This window comes from Mesorhizobium sp. P2_F7, from assembly GCF_056403695.1.
Map to the genome: position 1 here is coordinate 59,537 of NZ_JBFUFA010000004.1, position 24,914 is coordinate 84,450.

The following is a 24,914-nucleotide window of genomic DNA, read 5'->3' on the forward strand; positions in this document are numbered from 1 at the left end:
GAGCGGTGGCCTAGAAGCCGAAGAATTGACGGCCGATCATATATCCAAGCGCAACGACGACCAGCGGAAACAGGGCAGGCGCCAGCCGACCAAGAGCGGAGCTCTTTGGCTGTTGCCTGGGGAGGATCCTGGGTGCATTGCCGAGATTCTTGGTCATTCGGCATAGTAGCAAGCGCTGATTAACGATTCCGTAACCCGGTGACAAAGGCTGACAGCAGGCGCGGCCTTTCGCGATTCCGGCGCGACCTTGACAATGCCCAGCCCGTGACGCAACTGAGACCGGCTTTGACAGGGATTATGAGGCAGGATCAATGCGGGTGACGCTCGTTTTGAAGGGCGTGATAGCCTGTCGGGGCTACGGCGGGATCCAGCGTCAGGTCGAATGGCTGGCCAATGCCGCGCAGCCAATCCGCAGGACCTCGACGTTCCGTGTCCTCTACGGCGAAGCGCTTACTTGATGACCGGTGATCCAATCCTCTTCGTCGGCTTTCCCGCAGTCGGCGACTTTGTCCGTTGCCACTCCGCCATCCAGATCATTGCCGAGCGATTTCCTGATCGCCCCATCGATGTCGTCACCTCGCCGGTCGCAGCACCGCTGGCACGCCTGATGCCGCATGTCCGGAAAGGCTGGGCGCTTGCCAAGCGTCATCAGCGCCCTGGTTTTGCAGAGCGCAGCCGCCTTGTCGCCGAGTTGCGCAAGGAAAATTACCGCGCGGCCTATCTGATGACCAGCAGCACCAAGGCGGCGGTGATGGTGTTCATGGCCGGCATAGAGGAGCGCATCGGCTATCCGCAGGAATTGCAATTCGGCCTCCTCAATCGCTTCCCCGCCGGCTGGCTTGCACATCTATGGGCTTTCGGCCCGCGCAAGACGCGGCTCTTCGAGGAGGTCTGCTCGATTGCCTCTCTTGGCGAAAAGCCGGCTGCGGGGACAGAATGGCCGGCGCCCCGGCTTGTGGTCGATCCGGCTGAGCTCGACGAATGGCGCGAGCGCCAGAAGATCGATGCCGGCCGGCCGGCGCTGGCGCTGTATACGGCAGACATCGAAAATTTCCGCTCGTGGCCCATCGAGCGCTTCATCTCGGTCGCCAGAGACCACCATGATCGCGGCTGGGCAATCTGGATTGTCGGCGGACCGCGCGAGCGGGCCGGTGCTGCAAAAATCCGCGCCGCCATTCCTGAGGCAATCGACTTCACCTCGACCCCATCGATTGCTGATGCGATGTGCCAGATCGCTGCGTCGACCGTGTTCCTGGGGGTTGACGGCGGCATTTCGCACGCCGCCGCTGCCCTGAACGTCCCATGTGCGCTCATTTATGGGCTAAATCGCCCCTACGTGCACGGTCCGGTAAACAGTCATGTTCGCTTCATCGAGCCGCCGCTCTCGACGCCCAGCTGGGTCGAGGATACGCGCGGGATCAGCGAAACCCGGGTAAGGGAGGCGCTGGCTGGCCTTTCAGTCGGTAGTCACAACTGACAGTAGGCTGGATGGCCTCCAGCGCCTGATCCAACGCGCCCCTTGAGGGCGCCGCCAGCGCTCCGTTTACCCCTTGGCCCTGCGGCTTTCGGGCTCGTGATTGCCGACCCAATGCGCGCGGATGCGATCACTGGCTTCAAGGTAAGCCATGTCGATGAGATAGGTCAGAAGCTTCTCGCCGTCGGCTTCGGCTTTCTGCCGAAGTTCCCGCAATATGCCTTGCGCGAACTGCAGGTTCTCCATCTTGCTCGGCTGGTCCATCGGTGCCCCCAATGTCTGCGCAGGAACTTTGCGCCGACTATGCTTGCATGAAGATTGCGAAAAAGCTCACGGTGGAGCTGTATCAGGTTGTATTAGCGCTTGATCAACGACCCTATTGCACTTTTTGCGAAAATGTCGATATTTTACGCCGGCAATCGGACCGCGACGATGCACGAAGACGAGGGCAGTTTCCCCGACAAGTTGCAGGCCATGATGGATGTCATTGGCGGCAGCGTGTCGTCCAGTCGGGACGGACACGCCGACCTTGGCCGGCTCAGGGTCGACGCCGCCAGCGCCGCGACGGTGTTAGTCGAGTTTTACGGCGACGCTGCTCTTGAGCGCGCCAGCCTGTTGGAGCGCCGCTCGCCTCAAAGCCATTTTGCCCGCATGGTGACGGCTGAACTGCGCGGCCGCGGCAAGGTTTCCCGCACAAGCTAACAAGATCTGCTCCAAGCCGATTTGCGCCTCATCGCCCTGCCGTCAAGGCGTTGCTGCGCCTCTTCCTGGGCATTTTCGAGAAGGTAGAACAGCAGGTCCTGTCCCATCGATTGCGAGATTTCCTTGGCCTGTTCGATATGGCGGTGGACCTCACGAAGTGCTGTCTCACCCAAATCGACGTCGCGGGTCAGATCGATGAACCAGCCGGGGTACAAGGCCGCTTCTCCCTGACCGTCAACATAACATTGGCCAACCGCCAGAATTCTGCGACGCCCCATCTTGTCCGAGCGGACGCGATAGATTTCCCTGAACCCCGCTCTCCGCTCCACCGCCTTGCGGATCGCGATTTGCACCCGGGGCCGATCTTCGGCGTCGATGCTCTGCATGCATCTTTCCATGGATGCGCCATGCGAGAACTCTTCGAGCGTCAGCCCGAAATAGTCCGAGAGATTTGCGTCGTCGTAAACACGGTCGCGCTTGATATCCCAGGTCCAGAACCCATCAATCGGTGGATATTGCACGTGTGGACCGCGGCCCTGTCCTGGCGCTGGCTGCATGAAAACCGCCCCATTCGGCTTCAAGATTCGCTACACTATGTAACAAAAAAGGAAATAAACAAGTTGTCCTTTTGTACGAGGTGGCAAGATTTCTTTATGTCACGCCAGAACATACTTGGACACCTTAGTTGACGTAACGATACTACGCGGTCTTAAGCTCTCGTTTTTAAACAAGCCAGCACCGCTCTGCAATCGCAAGACGAATTCCAACTGATGCGCGGCCCCGGTAAATCGATTGCTGGTACAATAAATCGATTTCCGGTTACAGAAAGCAGCGAGCTTTGAACCAGGCTTCGGCCGAGGCTGCCGGCAGCGCAACCCAGACAATCGACCGCCCGCCTTTGGCTCAAAGCCAAGGCGGGTCCTTTTTGCGTTTGGCTTCCGCGTGGTGAAATGGTGTCGAAGCCCGGTTTTGTCGCATCGGGGTGTTAGAGAACGATTCCTGTCCGCCGACTGGCTAAGGCTCTACAGCGCGTACACTAGGCAGATTTGCGTCGCGGAAAATGGCTTGACGGTGTTTCAGCGTCTTCAGAAGCCGGTTCAGCTGTCAGGCCATCATTTGTCGGACCGTCTTCCACCCGGTCGTGCTCGAACTGCCGGGCGCCAGGCAACGGTTGCAACCAGTGTTCGCGGCGGTTGACCCAGAGTTCATAGCTGGGTTCCAGCCCTTCGGTGGGCACCTCATCGAGGCTGCCAATCGTTACCTCGACTTCATTTTCACGAACCAAGGGCACCCGGCCGCCGCAGGTTGGACAAAAGCTTCTGTCGCCATAGCTGTTGACGATACCCGTGGTTTCAAACGCCTCGAGCGGCCACACCGCGAACGCCGAAAAAGTCGACCCACTGGACTTGCGGCAATCCTTGCAATGGCAAAGGCCGATCCGAAAGGGATCTCCCGTCACCGAAAACTGGATGCCGCCGCAAAGGCAGCTGCCGCTCCGCCTTGTGTCATTGGGCATGACCGCTCCTCCGTCTTGTTGGGCATCACACTGCTACACCTCGCAGCGCCGTGCGCAGAATCAATTCACGCGAAGCGCAAGGGTTCCACGTCGCCTCGCCGAGTGCTTTTGCAGGTGCCGTCGCCACCCCTGCTGGTTCTATCAATTCGGGAGGTCGAATACCGGCTCCCGGCACCAATAGACGCGGCATTGTCCATCACGTGTTGGAACGGAGGCGGCAACCGGCACCTCCGGCCAGTCGCAATCGTTGCCGAATTGGCGGACATAGCGATCGTAAGTGTCTCGGCCTGTCGTCAGCACGGCCGAGTGATGGCTCTGGATCAGGCGCTGTGTCTCATCGCAGGTCATCGTGCGCGTATCCGGTCGCGCATAGGCGGTGGTCGCAGCAAACAACGCTGTTCCGGCGATCCATGCGAGCCTTTGGAATCTCATAGCGGTTCTTATACTAGAACACCGCCAGATATTTCAGCAGCGAAATGATGCCGATGATGATGACGACGATCTGTGCGATCTGTCTGGTGCGGCCGTCGAGCGGCAGGCGCTGGACGAGATAGAGCACCAGGATGATCACCAGAAAGGTGATCAGGATGCCGATAAGTACCGATGAAGCCATGTCCCTCACTCCGTTTGGCTATATCTGAAAAAGAGTACGCAGCGGCAAACGCTCCGACCGTCAATTGGTTCCTGCCCGTGCGATGCCGAGGTGCAATAGCCAGGCTGTGGCACAGGCGCGCGGTGCCTTGGGTAGATAGCGGGCGACTTGCGCGAGTTGCGCTCCGTTGTCAGCATTGCGCAAGCGCCCCCGATCGGGGCGCTGCTTGTAGGGGAACCGGCGCGCGCCAGACGACAATGCCGCATCTGAAGGGGCGGCGGGAACCGAAACCTTTCCCAGGCATTTCAGTTGCTGGTAGCAAGCGCTTGAAGTCGAGCGGCTAGGGGAATTCGTGGCAGGGGAATACGCTGATGTCATCCAAAGGCTGGAGCCTGGAATTCCAGGAATTTCCTCTGCCCATTTGATGGAGGCGTTGCCGGTTGCCGTCTACACAATCGACAAACAGGGCCGCATCACATTCTTCAATGAGGCCGCAGCTGATCTGTGGGGACACCGTCCGGTTATAGGCCGAGACCTTTGGTGCGGCTCCTGGAAGTTGCGCCATCTCGATGGCCGGCCTATGGCGCATGGCCAGTGCCCAATGGCAATCTCCATGCTTGAAGGACGCGATATCCCCTGGGATCAGGCGATTGCGGAGCGACCGGACGGCGAACTTGTTCCGTTCAGAGCCCACCCACGCCTGGTTCGCGACGAGTCAGGCGAAATTCTCGGCGCCATCAACACGCTGCTTGATCTGCGCACGCAGACGCAGGCGGACGAGGCGCGCATGCGACTTGCCGCGATTGTCGAATCGTCCATGGACGCAATCGTTTCGAAAGACATTAACGGCACCATCACCAGTTGGAACGATGCAGCCGAACATTTGTTCGGTTACACGCCCGCCGAGGCAGTAGGCCGGCCGGTAACGATGCTTATTCCAACCGAGCGCCTCGGCGAGGAGGCCTCGATCATCTCGCGAATACGCGCCGGCGAGCGTGTGCCGTCATACGAAACCATGCGCCAGCGCAAGGACGGCAGCCTCGTCCCGGTCTCGCTGACCGTCTCACCGATCCGTGACGGCATCGGGCGGATCATCGGCGCTTCCAAGATCGCGCGTGACATCAGCTCCCACAAGGAGAGCGAGCGACGCATCCGTCTGCTCATGCGCGAAGTCAACCATCGGGTGAAGAACCAATATTCGGTCATCATTTCGATGATCCGCGAGACCAGCAAATCGGCGGGCACGCCGGCCGCTTTCGTCGAACAGGTACGTGAGCGCATCACGGCGCTTTCGGATTCCCACGATCTTCTGGTCGACGCCGAATGGCGGGGCGCCACCGTCGGCGACCTGATCCAGGCGCAGCTCAAGGCCTTCGCGATGCAAGACCGTCTGTCGGTGACTGGACCGGTGATCACGCTTCAGCCGAATGCCGTGCAGTATCTCGGCATCGCCTTCCACGAACTGGCCACCAATTCAGCAAAGCACGGAGCGCTGTCGCGCAACGGCGGACGAGTCGAAATCGAATGGGATACCGCACCGACGACCGACGGCACCGATAACTTTCGCCTGACCTGGCGTGAGCTGGGTGGGCCGACCATGGGCGGGATAACGCGCCGCGGTTTTGGATCTGTGGTCCTCAAGCGGGTCGCGCCACAGGCGGTCGGCGGCACCGGACAGTTGGATTTTAGGGAAGAAGGCGTCGTTTGGACCCTCGAAGCACCTCTGCGCTCCGTCCAAACGTCGTTCGCCGATATTGCGCTCGATTGAAGGTAACAATCGTTCCGCCGCGCGATTCTGCCATACCGAGAGAAGGCACGGTCGATGGAAAATGACGAACGTGCCCGGAAGATGGACGAAGAGGCTTTCCTGGCAAGCGCACTGGCCAAAGAAACGGGCATCACATTCGACGAGGCGCGCAGCCTCATCGAGATGATCGGTACTGATCGCAACTCCTTGTTGCGCGAGGCGCGCATACTGAAGAACAGATAGGGCAGGGCCGATTTGCCGGCTGATGGTGCGGCTATCCCTCCAGCATGACACTTCGGGTATGGCTATCGGTGGCGTCGACACTGTCGCCAGGCATTTCATCCCGATTTTCCGGCATTGGGTTGAATCTCCCCGCTTCGATGGCGGTAAGCCCGTCGAATTCCATGACCGCGCCGTAGAGTTGCGCCACCTGCATCACGAGGCGCTCGACGTCTTCGAGCGCGATGTTCTCGTCCAGATTGCGCAATCGCACTTGCTCGGCGACCGTCGCGATATTGATTATTCCCCTGGACCGAAGGGCAGCCAGGACCTGTGAGTTGAGGTCCTCCCGCAGCCGATCCGAATATCCGTAGCGCATGGAAAACCTCCCGTTGAGAGTGGTTTATCCCTCCTCTTCAACATGCGCCGGCCATCGTCGAATGACAAGCGAAATCTTCAATATTCTTAAATAAATCAATTAGTTAGTAGATGACGCTGGTTGTGTAATCGGCGTTTCATCCGCATCGTTGGTGATGTGTGTGGGTTGCCTATCAGCCGCTCTTGACGCGCTGTGCGTAGACTCCTAATTATACTCTTATTGAGCCACATACTAACTCACCGTATTTTTGGTCCTGGCGTTGGAGCGCAAGATGGCCGAACTGGAACGACCCGAGCGACTGCAGATCATGCTGACGGCCGAGGAATTGGCTGCCTTGGAAAACTGGCGCTTCGAAAAGCGCATGCCAAGTCGTTCGGCGGCGGTGCGGGAATTGCTGCGGCGCGGCCTCGATGCCGACGGATTTCTGACTGCTGGGCAAGGAGCAAAGTCGCAGGACTTTGGAATTCTGGGCAGCAGCGCGAATGGCGACGGATCGTCGGGCGAATAATCCGGCGCGGCTAACCCCTAATCACTGCGTTTGAAAATGCCGCTATCAATTGTTTGCGGCCGTGTGTGGCGAGGACGCGCGAGCCCGCTCGCGCGTGGTTGGCGCCAGCGTCACGTCTTTGCCTCCCGCCATGTCGCATCGAAATTCCGGCAAGGTTACCCACTGATTCGTCTCTAATTTTCATTATGCGCACAGCAATTCCGTAACCAAACTTATAGTTGCATGACAAAGAAATGCAACTAAAAATAGAGAAGATTGTTGTTCCTCCATGCATCCCGGAAATCCGGCTTGCTTCAAGCAAACCAAGGAGAGAGCATCATGAACATTGTGAGCAGGATTGGCATGACATTGGCGGCCGCCACGATTCTGGCTGCCCTTGGCATGCAAGCCAATGCGGCTGGAATTGGCGTCGGCGCCGGGGCGTCCGTCGGCGGTAGCGGCGGCGTCAACGCCGGGGCTGGCGCTTCGATTGGCGGCAGCGGCGGCGTGAATGCCGGTGCAGGCGCCTCCATAGGTGGTAGCAACGGCGTCAATGCAGGGGCCGGCGCATCCGTCGGTGGTGCGAGCGGCATCAAGGCCGGCGTCGGTGCAACCGTCGGCGGTACTGGTGGTGTCGGGGTCGGCGCTGGTGTCGGCATCGGCAATGGCGTCGCCGCGGGGGTCGGTGTCGGCATTGGCACCAACCCGGCCAACCCCGCTACCCCGGCGAAGCCTGGGCTGCCGAGCGCCATCGCGAGCATGTCGAACAGCCAGCTGGCGAAAATGAAGCTCCGCTGCGTCGATGTGCTGAATTCAGGTGCTTATGACAGCGACCTGCGTGCTTTGTGCCTGATGATCAAGACGGCCAACCGTTGAGTTATCTATAGGGAGTGCCCATGGCATTCTCCGCTTATGGTTGCAGGCCCGCTCCGGTTCGCCGGGGCGGGCTTTTTTCGTTTCAGGACACTTGCGCATCGGCACGCTGGACGGCTTACACCAATCTTGTCGCAATCGCTTCAGATCAGCTCAAGAGTCCCGTCCGCCGCACTCCAGGCACGCGACGCTGTGACCTGGGCAGTTGAGCCGATGTGTCCCCCCGGGGCAGCAATGGCCATTCGAACTGACCCACCGGGCGCAAACAAAGACCTTGCGAGCTCCCTGGCAACGCGGACATTCCATCGCGCGCGCCAGCAAGGTCTCCTTCTCTGAAACGCGGCATTCCCTCTCAAGGCTGTGGACCATCTAAAAAACCCAAGGCCGAAATACGGCTAACCTATCCATACCCTGAAAGGATAAATTAGAGTTTAATTATATAAGCCACGACCTTGGCAACAGAGAAGTTTCGCGACGGCGTGTCAGCCACAGGCCGCCGGGACACGCCGCGCTGGCGGCCGGCTGTGTTCGCTTCCGTCAGCCCGCGATTTGCCCACTGATTTTCGCGCTCGGATCGTCATAGGCGCTTTCGCTTTGCTGGAGCGACGTTAAAGCTGCGCGGCAAATGCCTGAGCGGGAACGATCCATCCCGGCGTCGGTTCATTTGAACAGGGATGGTTTGCCAATGACATTGATGGGCGCGGCGGCATTGCTGATCCTCATCCTGACCTATGCCGGCGTCGCCATCGGCCGCATCCCGGGCCTGCGTCTCGACCGCGCAGGGATCGCCTTGCTCGGCGGCGCGGCGATGATCGCCATCGGCGCGCTCAGTATGGAAGACGCCTATCGCGCCATCAATTTCGACACCATCACGCTGCTGCTCGGCATGATGATCGTCGTTGCGCACCTGAAAGTCTCGGGCGCTTTCCGCGCTCTCGGCGCTTACGCGATCGAGCATGCACACGCGCCGTTCATGCTTTTGGTGATGGTGACGCTCCTGACCGGCATCCTTTCGGCATTCCTGGTCAACGACGCCATCTGCCTGGTGATGGCGCCGATCGTTGTCCACGTCACCCGCGTCATCAACCGCAATCCCATCCCCTATCTGATCGCCACCGCCGCCGCGTCCAACTGCGGCAGCGTCGCCACAATCACCGGCAACCCGCAGAACATGGTCATCGGCGCCCTGTCGGGGATCTCCTATCCGGCCTTTTCGGCCGCTCTTGCGCCGGTTGCCTTGTTCGGCCTTGTCGCCGTCATCGTCATCGTGCGCATCGTCTACCGCACCGAATTCGCGCGTAGCGCCGAACTCAGCCCGGAAGTCTATCGCGGCCGCATGCTGCCCGGGCAGGTGCTGAAGGCGGTGGTTGTCTGCGTCGGCCTGGCGGTTGCCTTCTTCGCCGGCGTTCCGGTTGCCAAGGCAGCACTGATCGGCGGCGCCATTCTGCTGCTCACCCGCGCCATCAAACCGGCGCGCATCTACCGCGAGATCGACGGCCCGTTGCTGTTCATGTTCGCCGGCCTATTCATCGTCGTCGCCGGCGCCGAGAAAACACTGCTGACGCCGGATATCATCGCCTCGGCCAAAGGCCTTGGCCTGGACGACGTCTGGCGTCTCTCCGGCTTTACCGCTGTGCTTTCCAACGTCATGAGCAATGTTCCGGCGGTACTGGCGCTGAGGCCGTTCATACCCGGTCTTGAAAACCCTGAGCGGGCCTGGCTGGTGGTGGCGATGAGTTCGACGCTGGCCGGCAACTTCACCTTGCTCGGCTCGGTCGCCAATCTGATCGTCGCCGAACAGGCGCGGGCCGCCGGTACGCAGCTGTCCTTTTCAGCCTTCTTCAAGGTCGGTCTGCCATTGACACTGCTGACGCTTGCCGCCGGCACGGCTTGGCTGGCGGCGGGCTTTTAGACAGTCGCTGATCCGGACCTTGCCCGGACCAGCATGGCTGCCGCACGCCCGGCCGCCTCGACATAATCGGGGTTGCGGTGGACCAGCATGATCGAAAAGGCGCCGTCCATCAAAAGCACGATTTCGCGCGCCAGGATTTGCGGTTCGTTGACGCCATGATCTGAGAGTGCGCCGGCCAGCCATGCCTCGAAATTCTTCTTGTGCCGTGACCCGGCTTTGACCGCCGGGTGTCCGGGCATCGAAGCGAGTTCAGCTGCCGTGCGCAGGAAGCCGCAGCCTTTCCATTTGGGATGTCGCGCCACACGCGCCAAATTGGTGAAGATGGCCTCGACCTTACTTTCGACATTGCCTTGGGCCGCTTCGAACCAGCCTCCCATCTGTCTGACGTTCGGCTGGTCACGACCGTCGAGATAGGCGGCGATCAAGTCGTCCTTGCTCTTGAAGTGATAGTAGAGCGTGCGCTTGGTGAGCCCGGCTTTTTCAGCCACAGCATCGACGCTGACACGGCCGATCCCTTCCGCATAGAACAGCTTCGTTGCGGCATCGACAAGGCGTTTGCGGGTAGGGCTCGGTGCTTCGATCATACGCCAAGTATACCGACTAGTGAATATACATACAATCGAAAGCCTGATCCTTTTCCGGTGGTAAACGCAGGAAAGGGAAGAGACATGACCGAGCTTGTGCTCACCGAGGCCCGCAACGGGATCGCCATCCTCACGCTCAATCGCCCAGAAAAGCTCAACGCCTTGAACTATGCGCTGATCGATCGCCTGCTCGCGCTCCTGGATGCGATCGAGACGGACGATGCCATCCGCGCCATCATCCTCACCGGAGCAGGAGAGCGCGCCTTCTCCGCAGGCGGCGATATCCATGAATTTTCAGGCAGCGTGGCCAGGGGTGCAGATGTCGCGCTGCGCGATTTCGTCATGCGCGGACAGCGGCTGACGACGAGGCTGGAAGCGTTCCGAAAGCCCGTCATCGCCGCCGTCAACGGCATCGCTTTCGGCGGCGGCTGCGAGATCACCGAAGCCGTGCCGCTCGCCATCGCCAGCGACCGCGCGCTCTTCGCCAAGCCCGAGATCAACCTCGCAATGCCACCTACCTTCGGCGGCACGCAGCGGCTTCCGAGACTGGCCGGGCGCAAGCGGGCGCTAGAACTGCTGCTGACCGGCGATTGGTTCCCGCCGCCGCGCGCCCTCGACCTCGGCCTCGTCAACCAGGTGGTGCCGCACGAGGAACTGATGCCGGCCGCGCTCGATCTCGCCCGGCGCATCGTCGTGCACTCGCCTGCGGCAATTTCCGCGATCCTCACCGCAGTGGCGCGCGGCCTCAACCACAGCATAGCCGAAGGCTTGTTGGTCGAGGCCGAGCAGTTCGCCCGCATGGCTCCGACCGCCGACCTGCGCGAAGGCCTCGACGCCTGGATCGAACGGCGCAGGCCCGGCTATGACGGTTCATGGACGCACGTCACGCGGCCGGACGAGGCAAGGCGCGCTTCGTTGCGGCTCGACCAGGCCGCGCAGGCCGGGGCTCCATAGCCACCTGCATCGCGATCGAAGTCGGGATAACGGGACCAATGGGCATCGATAGACCTAATTTTTCTAAGCCTAGGCGCTAGAACTACTCGTTTGCATCAGGCCAGCCACCAAAGCCACCATCCCTCATCCAATGCCGGCGTCGGCGGTTGGCAGATCGGAGGCGGAAATGGTCGCTCTTGCTCGCAGGCCCTGGGTTCCCTGGCATTGCGACGACTTCGCGCAACGGCTCGCCCAGACGACGAGCGGGCAGGGGGGCGCGGCCGTGCTTGCCGCGATCGAGAGCGGCATCGCCCTCAACCGGTCGATCCATGAGGCTGACTGCATCAACCTCAACCCGGCAACCAATGTGATGAATCCGAGAGCCGAGGCGGCGCTGTCATCCGGCCTCGGATCCCGCCCTTCGCTCGGTTATCCCGGCGACAAATATGAGATGGGGCTGGAAGGCGTCGAGCAGATCGAGATCATCGCGGCCGAGCTCACAGCTGAAGTCTTTGGCGCGAAATATGCCGAGATCCGCGTCCCGTCCGGCGCCATCGCCAATCTCTATGCCTTCATGGTCGCGGCACGGCCGGGGGACGCGATCATCGTGCCTTCGCCTGCCATCGGCGGCCATGTCACGCATCACATGGCGGGCTGCGCCGGGCTCTATGGGCTCGACATCCATGCCGCACCTGTCGATGCCGATGGCTATACGGTGGATGTCGCAAGGCTGCGCGAACTCGCCCGCGCGGTCCGGCCGAAGATGATCACCATCGGCAGCAGCCTCAACCTTCTGCCGCATCCCATCCGCGAGATCCGGGCGATCGCCGACGAGGTCGGCGCGCTGGTGCTCTTCGATGCGGCGCATCTCTGCGGCATGATCGCCGGGCACGCCTGGCAGCAGCCGCTGGAAGAGGGCGCCCATCTGATGACGATGAGCACCTACAAAAGCCTCGGCGGGCCGCCTTCTGGCCTGATCGTGACCAACGATGCCGATGTCGCCGAAAAGCTGGACAGGATCGCCTTTCCCGGCATGACGGCCAATTTCGATGCCGCCAAATCGGCTGCCCTGGCCATCACGCTGCTCGACTGGAAAGACCATGGCAAGGCTTACGCGGCCACCATGGCCGGGACGGCCAGGGCATTGGCGCGCGAGCTTGCGGATCGCGGCCTGCCGGTCTTCTCGACGAGCAAGGGCCACACGACCTCGCACCAGTTCGCGGTTCGCGCGGCCGAGTTCGGCGGCGGCCAGGCGGCGGCAAAGAAACTGCGGCGGGCCAATATTCTGACCTGCGGCATCGGCTTGCCCATCGACGCGGTCGAGGGCGACATGAACGGCCTGCGCTTCGGCACACCGGAAATTGTGCGCTGGGGCATGACCGAGCATGACATGCCCGAGCTGGCCGCCCTTATCGCCAGGGGGCTGCGCGGCAACGACGCCAGCGAAGCGGTCGCAGCCGATGTCACGCTATTGCGGCGCCGGTTCCAGAAAATGCATTTCGTGAACTGACCGCCTGAACCCGCGGGCAAAGCCCGCTTTCTCAAAAAACAAAGGGGAATAAAATGCGCATGATCTTGCGGATGATGACTGCTGCCCTGATGACGGCCGCCGCCGTCGGTGTTGCGAGGGCGGATATCGTGCTGGGTGTGGCCGGCCCGATGTCGGGACCGAACGCCGCCTATGGCGAACAGTATCGCATCGGCGTCGAAACGGCGGTCGAGCGCATCAACGCTAATGGCGGCGTGCTCGGCCAGAAACTTGCCGTCTCGGTCGGCGACGATGTTTCCGACCCGAAGCAGGGCGTCTCCGTCGCCAACAAATTCGTGGCCGACGGTGTCCACTATGTCGTCGGCCACTACAATTCCGGCGTCACCATTCCGGCTTCCGAGGTCTATGCCGAGAACGGCGTTCTGTTCGTCACGCCGACAGCCACCAACCCGATGGTGACCGAGCGCGGTCTGTGGAACGCCTTCAGGGCCTGCGGCCGCGACGACCAGCAAGGCATGATCGCAGCGAAGTTCGTGCTCGAGCGCTTCAAGGACAAGAAGATCGCGATTGTCGACGACAAGTCGACGCGGGCAAAGGCCTCGCCGACGAGATGGCCAAGGCCTACAATGCCGGCGGCGGCCAGGAAGTCCTGCACGAGGAGATCAACCCCGGTGAGAAGGACTACGGCGCGCTCGTCGCCAAGATCAAGCAGTCTGGCGCGGACCTCGTCTACTATGGCGGCCAGCACACCGAGGCTGGGCTGATCGTCCGGCAGATGCATGACCGGGGCGCCTCAACGATCCTGATGGGCGGCGACGGCATCTCCAACAGCGAGTTCGGCGCCATTGGCGGCGCGGGCGCTGCCGGAACCTTGATGACGTCGTTTCCCGACCCTGCCACCTTCACCGAGGCCAAGGACGCCGTTGCCGACCTGAAAGCCAGGAACGTGCCGACCGAGGCGGTGACGCTTTATGCCTACGCCGCGACGCAGATCATCGCCGAGGCGATCGCCAAGGCCAAGGCCGACGATCCCAAGGCCGCTTCCGACTATCTCCATTCCGGCGCAGGCATTTCGACCGTGCTTGGTTCGATCTCCTATGACGGCAAGGGGGATATCAAGCAGCCGGGCTTCGTCGTATTTGAGTGGCGGGAGGTCGAGGGCAAGCTAACCCCTGTTGCCCTCAAATAAGATCGAACTTTGCATCGGCGTCGAGGCAACCCGTCGCCGATGCTTCTGGGAGCCGGACGATGGCCGTCAACCCGCCTCGACCCCGAATGCCGCCGCTCAACGCTTTGCGGGCCTTTGAGGCGGCCGCCCGTCACGAAAGCTTTGCCAAGGCTGCCGACGAGCTCGGCGTCACGCCTGCGGCCGTATCGCATCAGGTCAAGGCGCTCGAGGCATGGCTGGGCTCGGCGCTGTTTGCACGCCATGCACAAGGATTGCATTTGACCGAGGCCGGCCGGGCAGCGTTGCCGGCCTTCTCCACGGCATTCGACGCCATGGGCCTTGCCGTCCAGGAGCTGCGCATCTCGGCGCCGAGGCCGCAGGTCAGCATCGCCGCGCTGCCGTCGATCGCCCAGCTTTGGCTGGCGCCGCGCCTGCCGGCGCTTCGTTCAGCCCTTCCGGCGCTTCGCCCATCCATTCATGCGCTGGAGGAGCCGCCGGACTTCAGGCGCGAGCCGTTCGACCTCGCAATCTTCCTGACCAGGCATGCCCCAGCGGGCAGCCGCGCGTTCAAGCTTTGCGACGACGTCATCTTTCCGGTCTGCGCGCCGGCCCTGGCGCAGCAGCTGAAAACGCCGGCCGATCTGTCGTCGCAGCTTCTGCTTTGGGACACCACCTGGACCGGCGACTGGAGCCTGTGGTTCGAGGCTGCCGGGGTGAAGGGGCCATCGATCGACACCGGCTCCGAGTTTTCGCTCTACAGCATGGCCCTGCAGGCGGCGATCGACGGCGCCGGCGTGCTGATGGGGCATGAGGCGCTGGTGTCGCGCGCGCTCGCCGCCGGGTCGCTGGTGGCGCCGTTCCCGAGGCGCGTCGCCACCGGCCTCACCCTGTCGATCCTGGCGCCGGACCGCCCGCCGGCGCAGGCGGCGCAGATGATCGACTGGCTGCTTGCGCAGGAGCAGGTCTGATGCTTTCGGCGAGCGGCGGCGGTTCTCTTTCCGCCGCCAACCCTTGTGGATTCACTGCGCTACGTCCAGGTGACCCTTCATATTGGGGTGGAAGCGGCAGAAATAGTCGACTGCTCCTGCTGCTTTCAGGGTCATTTTTCCCGTTGACCTGGGCGGGATCGTCACCTCCCAGCCGCCTTTCACCGTGGCGGTGTGGGCGAAAGCATCCTTGTTCACCCACTCGATCGTATCGCCTATCCTGGCCTCGACGCTTGCCGGCGAGAAGACAAGCTTCTCGATCGTAACGTCGATCGTTGCCGCCATCGCCGGTGACGCGGAAAGCACCAGCGCGACCGAGAGCGTCGATATCAGCGCAGCCATTGTCATTTCAGCATGCCGGCGACATGTTCGGCATGCTGCTCGTGGCCTTGGAAGATCTTGAGGCCGGTTTCGAGCAGGTCCTTCAGCTCAGCATTGCTGGCCGAGGGGATCAAAAGCGTCTCAAGGGCGCCATTGACCTGCTTGTGGTAGGCGACCTCGTTTTCGATATAGGCCTTGTCGAAGGCGGCACCTTCGAGCTTGGCGAGCTTGGCGCGCTCCTCTTTCGCCGCCGCGCTCAGCGCCTGACTGGTGGCGTTGTCTTCCGGCGTCACCTTGAGCTTCTTGACCAGGTCGAGTGCCTGTTTGTTGACCGCCTCATGGTCGCGCTCCATGTCCTTGGCGAAATCGACAATCTCCTTGGTCTTTGACGTCTTGATAGCCAACTTGGCTGCCTCGATGTCGATCGCGCCCGCGGTGTAGGCGATATGAGCGATCTGCGGATCGGTGGGCTTGTCCGCAGCCTGCGCAAGCGGGGCCGTGCCCATCAACAGGACGGTGGCGAGCGCGGCTATGTGTCGGGTAATCATGGCATCTCCTTCGCCCGACCGCGAAGGCAGCGGGCTTCATCTGGGTTGACGCGTATTGGATGCGGGAGGGGAAGAAACGTTCCCTGGAGCAATTCCAGGAAAAGTGTGAGCGGTTTTCCGACCGGAATTGCGTAGAAATAAAAATAGATAGAGCGGTTCGCCGTTTCCGTGAAACGGTGAAACGCTCTAGGAATCGGCGAAGAACGAAGATCAGCTTTGCAGGCCGAGCCGCTTCATCACCGCTTCGGTCAATCGCTCGCAACGCCGGCCCGCGAAGGGAAATGCATCGAGCAGCACCGGGCCGATTTCGTCATCCAGCGCCTTGCGCACCAGCGCTCGCGCCCGGTGCAATCTGGTCTTGACGGTCTCGGGACGCACGCCAAGCAGATCAGCCGTTTCCTCGATGTTCAGGCCTTCGACAACGCGGGCGATGAAGACTGTCCGATAGACGTCGGGAAGGTTGTCGGTCGCTCGCTCGACCAGCCTGAGGATCTGCCGCTGCGCCATCGTCCGCTCCGGATCGTCACTTGGGTTCAAGGGGAACTGGATGATTTGTGCTTCTGGGTTCGCAGGCATCGCCACAGTGCGCCGCCTCTTGCGCAAGCGGCCGAGCGCTTCGTTGATGACGATGCGCGACAGCCAGGTCGCCAGGGAAGCATCGCCACGAAACGTCGCCAGAGCGGCAAAGGCCCGGACATAAGCCTCCTGGACGATGTCCTCGGCCTCGCTGTCGCTGCGCACGACGCCGCGCGCGATGCGGTAGAGCCGCTGGTTGTGCGTCTTGATGATGGCGCGGAAGGCGTCCGCCTCGTGCGCCATTGCGCGGTGGACAAGCAGCATCTCGCCGGACGCGGAAACCGCGGCAGTTTGCATTGCTGACTTCCTGATCACGACCGCACTCCCTGGACAGACGCTTGCTCGGGACATTGGACGCGGCCGCGGGCAAAAGGTTCCCAACCTTTCTCCACCTGGAGCGATCTATCCTACAGCCTCTGGCCGCGGCTTGTCTGCCGTCTGCACCCGCGCGGCTGCGGCCAGGAGGTCGGTCTGCGTGATCAAGCCGAGAATGTGCCGCTCGCTGTCGACAATGACGACGGCGTGGCTGCGCCCGTCGGTGAGGACGGGAAGCAGGCTCATCGCCGGTGTGTCGGGGGAGGCGGTGCCGGCGTTCGACATCACGCCTTTCACCGTTTCTGTGGCTCTCGTCAATTCGCGCAGGCCGACGGCGCCGACCAGCCTTGTCTCCGCGTCGACCACCGGCAAGGTGCGGATGTTGTGGTCGAGGAGTTGCTGTCGCGCCTGATCGGGCGAGGCGTGTTCAGGCACCGACACCACGTCGCGGGACATTATGTCGGCGCACAGCAACGTCCGGTGCGAGCGGACCATGGCCTGCAGTTCGACCTGGCGCAGCAGCAGTTCGAGATCGCTGCGGTCGATGTCGAAGGTCTCGTCCAGAGCGCCGAGAGCGGCATCGATATCTTCGGGCCGGAAGCCGACGCGCTGCACCGCCGGCGGGTCGGCCGTTCCATGGCTGTTGGCGACAGGGGCGGGCCGGTGCGGATAGCTGCGGCGCGACAGCCTGTGGAAAGCGTAGCCGAGTGCGACCAGAATGATGGAGTTCAGCGCCACCGGCACGAAGGGAAACAGGAAGCCGGCGCCGGTCACAGCCGGTCCGCCAAGCACCGCGGTCAGCGCGGCGGCTCCGCCCGGCGGATGCAGGCAGCGCGTGAACGACATTGCGGCGATGGCCAACGCCACGGCCAGGCCCGTGGCGAGTGCCGGCTCGTGCACGAAATGCGCAACGATCACACCGATCAGCGCGGATATGGTGTTGCCGCCGACGATCGACCATGGCTGCGCCAGGGGGCTTGCAGGCACTGCGAACAGCAACACCGCCGACGCGCCCATCGGCGCCACAAGCAGAGGCACATGCGGGCCGTTGCCGAGCACCAGAGCGCCGATCGCCCCGGTCAGCGCAATGCCGATCATCGCACCGATACAGGCGATGAGGCGCTCACGCAGCGTTGCGCCGGCGAGAATGGGGACAAAGAGACGAAAGGCCATAGCAAGCTCAGTCTGGCTGGAATCTGCGGCACGAAGCGCCTGCAATGACGCCGGACCGCCGACTTTGAAAGTCAAACCAATCCGGAAAGGTGCGCATTGGGGAAAATAACATTGCGCGCGATCGGGCAATGAGCGGCTTTGCGACGCCGATCGTCCTGCGAAAGCCGCCTGGCAAGTCCTTTCAACACGTTGGGCGGGTTTGCGGAATCAGCATCGCAGGTCTGCTTGTGTCATACCGCAGCGGCTGCGGCGGCGAGTCCGCGCAAAATATCGGCCTTGAGGTCTTCGACGTCCTCCAGCCCGATCTGCAGGCGCAGCAGCGGGCCGTCATAGGGGCCCTTGGCGACGGTGCGATCACCGAGGAAGACCGGCACGGCAAGGCTCTCATAGCCACCCCAGGAATAGCCGAGGCCGAAGATCTTCAGCGCATCGAGGAAGGCGTGCTGCTGTTTCTGGCCGCCGCCCTTGAGCACAATGGAAAAGATGCCGCTCGAGCCGCAAAAATCGCGCTTCCACAGCGCGTGGTCGGGATGGCTGGGCAGTGCCGGGTGCAGCACGCGCGCCACGCCGGGCTGGCTCTCCAGCCAGCTGGCGATGGCAAGCGCGCTCTTTTGATGGTGATCCAGCCGCACGCCCATGGTGCGCAAGCCGCGCAGCACCTGGTAGACGACATCGGGGCCGGCGCAGCAGCCCATTGTGTAGAACGTCTCGCAAAGCTGTTTCCAGCACTCGGCATTGGCCGACACCGTGCCCAAAAGCACGTCGGAATGGCCGGCCGGGTATTTCGTCGCCGCATGGATCGAGATGTCGACGCCGTGGTCGAGCGGGCGGAAATAGAGCGGCGTCGCCCAGGTGTTGTCCATCATGACGATGGCGCCGGCCGCGTGCGCCGCCTTGGCGATGGCCGGGACATCCTGCACCTCGAAGGTGTTGGAGGCCGGCGATTCCGTGAACACGACCTTGGTGTTGGGCCTGATCAGCTTGGCGATGCCGGCGCCGGCATGCGGATCGTAATATTCGACTTCGACGCCCAGCCGCTTCAGCATCGTATCGGCGAAATTGCGGGTCGGATGATACACGGAATCGACGATCAAAATGTGATCGCCTGCCGAGAGAAACGCCAGCAGCGGGATCGTCACCGCCGCCAGGCCCGACGGCACAATTATGGTGCCTGCCGAACCTTCGAGCGCGTCGATCGCATGGGCCAGCGCGTCGGTGGTCGGCGTGCCGCGCGTGCCGTAGGTGTATTTCTGGCTGCGCGCCGCCATCGTCGCCGCATTTGGATAGAGCACGGTCGAGGCATGCACGATCGGCGGATTGACGAAGCCGAAATAGTCGTGCGGATCGTTGCCCGAATGGGCAAGCCGCGTGTTGATGCCCAGTTCGGTGCTGTCTGTCGCCATGGTTCGCCGCCTGTCAAAGGATGTCAGGAGATCAGCCATAAAGCGGCGGCAAAGCCCGCGCAACAGCCGTGGATCCGCCAAGCGGTGGGGTTTACATGGGCCAATCCATCGGTTCGCGCCTCCAGCAAAGCATAGCTGTAGTGACGGCGGAGTCTGCCGGGAGCTATGGACTTGTGGGGCTGCTTCTTTGACTGATTTGTTTGCACGGGTTGCCGATTTCCTGGTGCTCTTGTGCGCATTTCAGGCATTCGCGGCAATTGGTTTTCAAAGCTGTCGTGAATCGGTCATTTCCCTTGACCTCACAGGAATAATCGCCTTCGATGCAGTTCGTGAATGGGAGGGGCCGGGCGTCGGTTACGACGCGGGGTTCCGGAATGCACCGGATGGGAGCCGGGTTCACGCGGGAAAAAGATCAGGATTTGCCTGAGGATCAGGGTTTACCTGAAAACAGAAAAGGGTCTGTGGGTTATGAAACACATTGCAATTGGCATTCTCGGCGCCGCTGCGCTTGGATGGATGGCTTCGTCTGCGTCGGCGACCACGCTCGGCGACGTCAAGGCGAAGGGCTTCATCCAGTGCGGTGTCTCGACTGGTCTGGCCGGTTTCTCGGCGCCTGACGACAAGGGCGACTGGAAAGGCATCGATGCTGATTTCTGCCGCGCTGTCGCGGCTGCCGTCTTCGGTGACGGCACCAAGGTCAAGTTCACCCCGCTTAGCGCCAAGGAGCGCTTCACCGCACTGCAGTCGGGCGAAATCGATATCCTGTCGCGCAACACCACCTGGACCATCAATCGCGATACCGCGCTCGGCCTGAACTTCATCGGCGTCACCTACTATGACGGCCAGGGCTTCATGATCAACGCCAAGAAGCTGCCGGGCGTCAATTCGGCGCTGCAGCTCTCGGGTGCGGCGGTCTGCGTGCAGAGCGGCACCACGACCGAGCTCAACCTTGCCGACTACTTCAAGGCGAACAAGATGGAGTACAATCCGGTCGTCTTCGAAAAACTGGAAGAGGTCAACGCCGCCTATGACGCTGGCCGTTGCGACGTCTACACCACCGACCAGTCGGGTCTCTATGGCATCCGTCTGACGCTCAGCGCGCCGGCCGATCATGTCGTGCTGCCCGAGATCATCTCCAAGGAACCGCTCGGCCCGGCCGTGCGCCAGGGTGACGACCAGTGGTACCACATCGTCAAGTGGACTTACTTCGCGCTGTTGCAGGCCGAGGAACTGGGCATCACCCAGGCCAATGTCGAAGAGATGAAGGCATCGGAGAGCCCTGAGATCAAGCGCGTGCTCGGCCAGGAAGCAGATACCAAGATCGGTACCGATCTCGGCGTCTCCAATGACTGGGTCGTCAACATCGTCAAGGCTGTCGGCAACTATGGCGAAATGTTCGAACGCAACGTCGGTTCGGGCAGCCCGCTGAAGATCGCGCGCGGCATCAACGCACTGTGGACCAAGGGCGGCCTGCAGTACGCTCCGCCGATCCGCTGATCGAAATGTGATCCGGAAGGCAGATTCTCTGCCTTCCGGTTTCTCTTTCCAGGGGACGGTCAAATGGCATCGCAGGAAGTTCTTCGCGAGGAGCCGAGCCGCGGTTCCTTCATCAACGATCCAAAAGTCCGCAGTTTTGTCTTCCAGACTGTGGTCGTCGTCCTGCTGGTGGGTGGCGTCTACTGGATCGTCAACAACGTCATCGACAATTTGACGCGACTTCACATCGCATCGGGGTTCGGCTTTCTGAGAGGGCGCGCCGGCTTTGATATCAGCGATAGTGCGATCGCCTATACCTCCGATTCGACCTATGGCCGGGCCATCATCGTCGGCATCATCAACACGCTGATCGTCGCCGCCGTCGGCATTGTCACGGCCAGCATCATCGGTTTTTTTGTCGGCATCGGCCGACTGTCGCACAACTGGCTGATCCAGAAGATCTGCACGGTCTATGTCGAGGTTTTTCGCAACATCCCGCCGCTGCTGGTCATCTTCTTCTGGTATTCCGGCGTGCTGGCTGTGCTGCCGACACCGAAGGAAAGCATCCATCTGCCGTTCGGCTCCCTTCTAAATCAGCGCGGCGTCTACTTTCCGCGTGCCGTGTGGGGCGACGGCTCCTGGCTGATCTTCGTCGCTTTTCTGGTCGGCATCGCGATGGCGTGGTTCGTCGCCCGCATGGCGCGTCAGCGGCAGATGGCGACCGGTCAGCAATTCCCGGTGTTCTGGACCTCGCTGGCGCTGATCGTCGGACTGCCAGTGCTGGCCTACGCGCTGAGCGGCTTCCCGCTGAGCTTTGACTTTCCAAAACAATCGACCTTCAACCTGACCGGCGGCTTCGTGGTGAAGCCGGAATTCCTGTCGCTCTATCTGGCTCTGTCTTTCTATACGGCAGCGTTCATCGCCGAGATCGTGCGCGCCGGCATTCGCGGCGTGGCAAGGGGCCAGAGCGAGGCCTCGGCAGCGCTCGGCCTGCGGTCGGGGCAGGCGTTGCGCCTGGTCGTGGTACCGCAGGCGATGCGCATCGTCATCCCGCCGCTGGCGAGCCAATACCTCAACCTGACCAAGAACTCCTCGCTCGCCATCGCCATCGGCTATCCCGATCTGACGGCAACAGCTGGCACCGTGCTCAACCAAACCGGCCAGGCGATCGAGTGCGTGCTGATCATGATGACGGTCTACCTGTCGATCAGCCTGCTCACCTCGCTTTTCATGAACTGGTTCAACGCCAAGATGGCGCTGGTGGAGAGGTAGGGCCATGCAAGAACACGACATGTCTTGGGTCCGTACGGAAATGGTGTTGGCGCAGCCTGCCCCAGCCGGGGTAACCGGTATGGGCGCCTGGGTTCGCAAGAACCTGATCGGTTCGGTCAGCGATACAGTCCTGACCATCATCGGTATCGCGCTGGTGGCGCTGATCGTGCCGCAAATTATCAACTGGGCTTTCATCAATGCCCAGTGGACTGGCCCTGACCGCACCGTCTGTCTCACGGCAGCGCAGGCGCAGGGCGGCATCCAGCCGAACGGCTGGTCCGGCGCCTGCTGGGCCTTCGTCAACGCCAAGTTCGGCCAGATCATGTTCGGCACCTACCCGATCGAGGAGCGTTGGCGGCCGATCGTGGTCGGCATATTGCTTGTCGTGCTGCTGGTGCCGATGCTGATGCCTAAGGCGCCGCGCAAGGGCCTCAACGCGGTCCTTCTGCTCGTCGTCTTGCCGATCGTGTCCTTCTTCCTGCTTTCCGGCGGGACGTTCGGATTGCCTCACGTCGAGACGCCGCGCTGGGGCGGTCTGCTGATAACGCTTAGCTTGTCCTTCGTGGCGATCGTCGTGTCACTGCCGCTCGGCATCGTGCTGGCGCTCGGCCGGCGCTCGAAGATGCCGATCGTCAAGATGCTGTGCGTGATTTTCATCGAGGCGGTGCGCGGCGTGCCGTTGATCACCGTGCTGTTCATGGCCAGCGTCATGCTGCCGCTGTTCCTGCCGGCCGGCGTCACTTTCGACAAGTATTTGCGCGCGCTGATCGGCGTGTCCCTGTTCTCGGCCGCCTATATGGCCGAGGTGGTGCGCGGCGGCCTGCAGGCCATTCCGAAAGGCCAGTATGAAGGCGCCGACTCGCTCGGCCTTGGCTATTGGCAGAAGATGTATTTCGTCGTCATGCCGCAGGCGCTGAAGCTGGTCATTCCAGGCATCGTCAACACCTTCATCGGCATGTTCAAGGACTCCAGCCTGGTCTCGATCATTTCGATGTTCGACCTGCTGGGCATCGTCAAGCAGAACTTCTCCGACCCAAACTGGGCGACGCCGGTAACGGCCAAGTCCGGCCTCATCTTCGCAGCCTTCGTCTTCTGGCTGTTCTGCTTCGGCATGTCGCGCTATTCGATGTACACAGAACGCCGGCTCGACACCGGCCACAAACGCTAAGAACAAAAAGGGGAACCTGCCATGGTCATAGAAAACGCCGTCAGCGCCGAAGAGATCAAGGTCGATGCCAAGAAGATGCACATCTCGACCACCGATGTCGCCATCGACATCATCGGCATGCACAAATGGTATGGCGAGTTCCACGTGCTGAAGGACATCAACCTCAAGGTGATGCGCGGCGAGCGCATCGTCATTTGCGGTCCTTCGGGCTCCGGCAAGTCGACCATGATCCGCTGCATCAACCGGCTGGAGGAACACCAGAAGGGCAAGATCATCGTCGACGGCAAGGAACTGACCAACGATCTCAAAAAGATCGACGAGGTGCGCCGCGAGGTCGGCATGGTGTTCCAGCACTTCAACCTGTTCCCGCATCTGACCATCCTGGAGAACTGCACGCTGGCGCCGATCTGGGTGCGCAAGACGCCGAAGAAGCAGGCCGAGGAAATCGCCATGCACTTCCTCAAGCGCGTGAAAATCCCGGAACAGGCCAACAAATATCCGGGCCAGTTGTCCGGCGGCCAGCAGCAGCGCGTGGCGATCGCCCGCTCGCTGTGCATGAACCCGCGAATCATGCTGTTCGATGAGCCGACCTCGGCGCTCGATCCCGAAATGATCAAGGAAGTGCTGGAGACGATGGTGGGCCTGGCCGAGGAAGGCATGACCATGCTGTGCGTCACCCACGAGATGGGCTTTGCCCGCAAGGTCGCCAACCGGGTGATCTTCATGGATCAGGGGCAGATCGTCGAACAGAACACGCCGGCCGAGTTCTTCGACCATCCGCGCCACGAGCGCACGAAGCTGTTCTTGTCGCAGATCCTGCACTGAGCATTTTCATCCAAACCAGAAGAGCCCGGCCGCAATGCGGCCGGGCTCTTTTGCTATTTGGGACCGGACGATGACGTCGCGAGACCGCAAAGCCGCCGCCGCATGAGAAAAGCCCTGCGTTTCCTGGCCATGCTGGTTGTCGCGGTCGCGCTTGCCGCAACGCTCGGCACTTTGGTGCCGCGCCCGCTATGGCCGGCATCGGCGGCGGGTGAGGGCACGCGCCATATTCTGGTGCTGAAGAACCCGATCCACACCGACATCGCCATTCCGGTCGACGATGCCGTGCGCCAGCGCTTTCATTTCCTGGTCGATGCCGGCATCCCTGCCGACGCTCCCGAGGTGCGCTACATTGTCTTCGGCTGGGGCGGCCGTGCTTTCTATCTGGAGACGCCGACCTGGTCTGAACTGAAAGCGGTGCCGGTGCTCAAGGCGCTGACGCTGGACGCCTCGGTCATGCATGTCGATATCGCCGGGAACATCGCCGAGCCGCATCCCGCCGTCACCGGCTTCGACATCGATGAGCAGCGTTTTGCAGCACTGCTCGATTACATCGATGCGAGTTTCCAGCAGGGGCCGAACGGTCCGGTTGTCATCGAGAACGCCGCCTATTCCCGCTTCGACCGCTTCTTCGAGGCGAACGGCCACTTCAACGCGCTGGTCGGCTGCAACACCTGGACGGCTGCGGGCCTGCGCACTGCCGGTCTGCGCACCGGCTGGTGGAACCCACTGCCGGCCTCGCTCGGCCTGTCGATGCGGCTGTATAACTAGCTGAAAAC

27 protein-coding genes and 1 pseudogene are annotated in these 24,914 nt (G+C 61.8%); 17 read left to right on the plus strand and 11 right to left on the minus strand.

Annotated elements, in window-relative coordinates; translation table 11 throughout:
- Nucleotides 1-311: 311 nt before the first annotated feature.
- Both AC1DZ8_RS14350 and waaF read left to right on the plus strand, forming a co-directional pair.
- The gene (locus AC1DZ8_RS14350; protein WP_477309233.1) at nt 312-458 is read left to right on the plus strand and encodes a hypothetical protein; all 147 of its coding nucleotides are present in this window, start codon (nt 312-314) and stop codon (nt 456-458) included.
- Complete coding sequence (gene waaF / locus AC1DZ8_RS14355) at nt 458-1,477, plus strand: lipopolysaccharide heptosyltransferase II (protein WP_477309232.1); 1,020 nt, start codon at nt 458-460, stop codon at nt 1,475-1,477. Before AC1DZ8_RS14350 ends, waaF begins: the two co-directional genes overlap by 1 nt.
- Before the next feature lie 66 nt (nt 1,478-1,543).
- Here waaF and AC1DZ8_RS14360 read toward each other — a convergent pair whose 3' ends face one another.
- Nucleotides 1,544-1,738: a hypothetical protein gene (locus tag AC1DZ8_RS14360; protein WP_112392710.1), complete on the minus strand. Its 195-nt coding sequence runs from the start codon at nt 1,736-1,738 to the stop codon at nt 1,544-1,546.
- Between the two features lie 99 nt (nt 1,739-1,837).
- Between AC1DZ8_RS14360 and AC1DZ8_RS14365 the strand changes: the two genes are divergently transcribed.
- Nucleotides 1,838-2,176, plus strand: a complete 339-nt coding sequence (locus AC1DZ8_RS14365; RefSeq protein ID WP_477309231.1) for a hypothetical protein — start codon at nt 1,838-1,840, stop codon at nt 2,174-2,176.
- Here the strand turns inward: AC1DZ8_RS14365 and AC1DZ8_RS14370 are convergent.
- The 3 genes from AC1DZ8_RS14370 to AC1DZ8_RS14380 form a co-directional block, all read right to left on the minus strand.
- A complete protein-coding gene (locus AC1DZ8_RS14370; RefSeq protein ID WP_477309230.1) occupies nt 2,173-2,733 on the minus strand; it encodes a hypothetical protein in 561 nt (186 codons plus the stop codon). The two genes, AC1DZ8_RS14365 and AC1DZ8_RS14370, sit on opposite strands and share 4 nt — an antisense overlap.
- A 479-nt stretch (nt 2,734-3,212) precedes the next feature.
- Nucleotides 3,213-3,692, minus strand: a complete 480-nt coding sequence (locus tag AC1DZ8_RS14375) for a GFA family protein (protein WP_477309229.1) — start codon at nt 3,690-3,692, stop codon at nt 3,213-3,215.
- 445 nt (nt 3,693-4,137) lie between these two features.
- Nucleotides 4,138-4,305: a Thivi_2564 family membrane protein gene (locus tag AC1DZ8_RS14380; protein WP_023694668.1), complete on the minus strand. Its 168-nt coding sequence runs from the start codon at nt 4,303-4,305 to the stop codon at nt 4,138-4,140.
- 403 nt (nt 4,306-4,708) lie between these two features.
- Here AC1DZ8_RS14380 and AC1DZ8_RS14385 point away from each other — a divergent pair, with 403 nt between their 5' ends.
- Together AC1DZ8_RS14385 and AC1DZ8_RS14390 are read left to right on the plus strand one after the other, a co-directional pair.
- Entirely contained in the window at nt 4,709-6,052 is a 1,344-nt protein-coding gene (locus tag AC1DZ8_RS14385; protein ID WP_477309249.1) for a PAS domain S-box protein, read from the plus strand.
- Between the two features lie 54 nt (nt 6,053-6,106).
- Entirely contained in the window at nt 6,107-6,274 is a 168-nt protein-coding gene (locus AC1DZ8_RS14390) for a hypothetical protein (protein WP_477309227.1), read from the plus strand.
- Between the two features lie 31 nt (nt 6,275-6,305).
- Here AC1DZ8_RS14390 and AC1DZ8_RS14395 read toward each other — a convergent pair whose 3' ends face one another.
- Complete coding sequence (locus AC1DZ8_RS14395; protein WP_477401079.1) at nt 6,306-6,629, minus strand: hypothetical protein; 324 nt, start codon at nt 6,627-6,629, stop codon at nt 6,306-6,308.
- Nucleotides 6,630-6,900: 271 nt separating this feature from the next.
- On the opposite strand from AC1DZ8_RS14395, the gene AC1DZ8_RS14400 reads away from it, so the two are divergent.
- The 3 genes from AC1DZ8_RS14400 to AC1DZ8_RS14410 all read left to right on the plus strand — a co-directional run bounded on the left by AC1DZ8_RS14400 (nt 6,901) and on the right by AC1DZ8_RS14410 (nt 9,901).
- Entirely contained in the window at nt 6,901-7,137 is a 237-nt protein-coding gene (locus tag AC1DZ8_RS14400; protein WP_477309225.1) for a hypothetical protein, read from the plus strand.
- A 318-nt stretch (nt 7,138-7,455) separates the two neighbouring features.
- Nucleotides 7,456-7,992 (plus strand): hypothetical protein, encoded by a 537-nt coding sequence (locus AC1DZ8_RS14405; protein ID WP_477309224.1) that lies wholly within the window; start codon nt 7,456-7,458, stop codon nt 7,990-7,992.
- 682 nt (nt 7,993-8,674) lie between these two features.
- A complete protein-coding gene (locus AC1DZ8_RS14410; RefSeq protein ID WP_477309223.1) occupies nt 8,675-9,901 on the plus strand; it encodes an anion transporter in 1,227 nt (408 codons plus the stop codon).
- On the opposite strand, the gene AC1DZ8_RS14415 is transcribed toward AC1DZ8_RS14410, so the two are convergent.
- Entirely contained in the window at nt 9,898-10,485 is a 588-nt protein-coding gene (locus AC1DZ8_RS14415) for a TetR/AcrR family transcriptional regulator (protein ID WP_477401081.1), read from the minus strand. The genes AC1DZ8_RS14410 and AC1DZ8_RS14415 overlap by 4 nt on opposite strands.
- Nucleotides 10,486-10,569: 84 nt before the next feature.
- On the opposite strand from AC1DZ8_RS14415, the gene AC1DZ8_RS14420 reads away from it, so the two are divergent.
- From AC1DZ8_RS14420 to AC1DZ8_RS14435, 4 genes and pseudogenes are all read left to right on the plus strand, one after another.
- A complete protein-coding gene (locus AC1DZ8_RS14420) occupies nt 10,570-11,439 on the plus strand; it encodes a crotonase/enoyl-CoA hydratase family protein (RefSeq protein ID WP_477309221.1) in 870 nt (289 codons plus the stop codon).
- A 166-nt stretch (nt 11,440-11,605) separates the two neighbouring features.
- A complete protein-coding gene (locus AC1DZ8_RS14425) occupies nt 11,606-12,928 on the plus strand; it encodes an aminotransferase class I/II-fold pyridoxal phosphate-dependent enzyme (protein WP_477309220.1) in 1,323 nt (440 codons plus the stop codon).
- Nucleotides 12,929-12,981: 53 nt separating this feature from the next.
- A pseudogene (locus tag AC1DZ8_RS14430) lies at nt 12,982-14,096 on the plus strand (branched-chain amino acid ABC transporter substrate-binding protein).
- A 59-nt stretch (nt 14,097-14,155) separates the two neighbouring features.
- Nucleotides 14,156-15,043: a LysR substrate-binding domain-containing protein gene (locus tag AC1DZ8_RS14435; protein ID WP_477309219.1), complete on the plus strand. Its 888-nt coding sequence runs from the start codon at nt 14,156-14,158 to the stop codon at nt 15,041-15,043.
- 51 nt (nt 15,044-15,094) lie between these two features.
- On the opposite strand, the gene AC1DZ8_RS14440 is transcribed toward AC1DZ8_RS14435, so the two are convergent.
- The 5 genes from AC1DZ8_RS14440 to AC1DZ8_RS14460 form a co-directional block, all read right to left on the minus strand.
- Complete coding sequence (locus tag AC1DZ8_RS14440) at nt 15,095-15,403, minus strand: cupredoxin domain-containing protein (protein ID WP_477309218.1); 309 nt, start codon at nt 15,401-15,403, stop codon at nt 15,095-15,097.
- 2 nt (nt 15,404-15,405) lie between these two features.
- Nucleotides 15,406-15,930: a DUF4142 domain-containing protein gene (locus AC1DZ8_RS14445; protein ID WP_477309217.1), complete on the minus strand. Its 525-nt coding sequence runs from the start codon at nt 15,928-15,930 to the stop codon at nt 15,406-15,408.
- 210 nt (nt 15,931-16,140) lie between these two features.
- Complete coding sequence (locus AC1DZ8_RS14450; RefSeq protein WP_477309216.1) at nt 16,141-16,803, minus strand: RNA polymerase sigma factor; 663 nt, start codon at nt 16,801-16,803, stop codon at nt 16,141-16,143.
- 105 nt (nt 16,804-16,908) lie between these two features.
- On the minus strand, nt 16,909-17,994 hold the full coding sequence (locus AC1DZ8_RS14455) for an HPP family protein (protein WP_477309215.1): 1,086 nt from the start codon (nt 17,992-17,994) through the stop codon (nt 16,909-16,911).
- 230 nt (nt 17,995-18,224) lie between these two features.
- Complete coding sequence (locus AC1DZ8_RS14460; protein ID WP_477309214.1) at nt 18,225-19,397, minus strand: cystathionine beta-lyase; 1,173 nt, start codon at nt 19,395-19,397, stop codon at nt 18,225-18,227.
- A gap of 468 nt (nt 19,398-19,865) precedes the next feature.
- Here AC1DZ8_RS14460 and AC1DZ8_RS14465 point away from each other — a divergent pair, with 468 nt between their 5' ends.
- The 5 genes from AC1DZ8_RS14465 (at nt 19,866) to AC1DZ8_RS14485 (ending at nt 24,906) form a co-directional block, all read left to right on the plus strand.
- Nucleotides 19,866-20,894 carry an amino acid ABC transporter substrate-binding protein gene (locus tag AC1DZ8_RS14465; RefSeq protein WP_477309213.1) on the plus strand — a complete coding sequence of 343 codons (1,029 nt, stop codon included), beginning with the start codon at nt 19,866-19,868 and terminating at the stop codon, nt 20,892-20,894.
- A 63-nt stretch (nt 20,895-20,957) separates the two neighbouring features.
- Nucleotides 20,958-22,145 (plus strand): amino acid ABC transporter permease, encoded by a 1,188-nt coding sequence (locus AC1DZ8_RS14470; protein WP_477309212.1) that lies wholly within the window; start codon nt 20,958-20,960, stop codon nt 22,143-22,145.
- Between the two features lie 4 nt (nt 22,146-22,149).
- Complete coding sequence (locus AC1DZ8_RS14475) at nt 22,150-23,313, plus strand: amino acid ABC transporter permease (protein ID WP_477309211.1); 1,164 nt, start codon at nt 22,150-22,152, stop codon at nt 23,311-23,313.
- Nucleotides 23,314-23,334: 21 nt separating this feature from the next.
- Nucleotides 23,335-24,138, plus strand: coding sequence for an amino acid ABC transporter ATP-binding protein (locus AC1DZ8_RS14480; RefSeq protein WP_023671483.1), 804 nt, complete (start codon nt 23,335-23,337; stop codon nt 24,136-24,138).
- Between the two features lie 102 nt (nt 24,139-24,240).
- Nucleotides 24,241-24,906 (plus strand): TIGR02117 family protein, encoded by a 666-nt coding sequence (locus AC1DZ8_RS14485; protein ID WP_477401086.1) that lies wholly within the window; start codon nt 24,241-24,243, stop codon nt 24,904-24,906.
- The last annotated feature ends 8 nt before the right edge of the window (nt 24,907-24,914 follow it).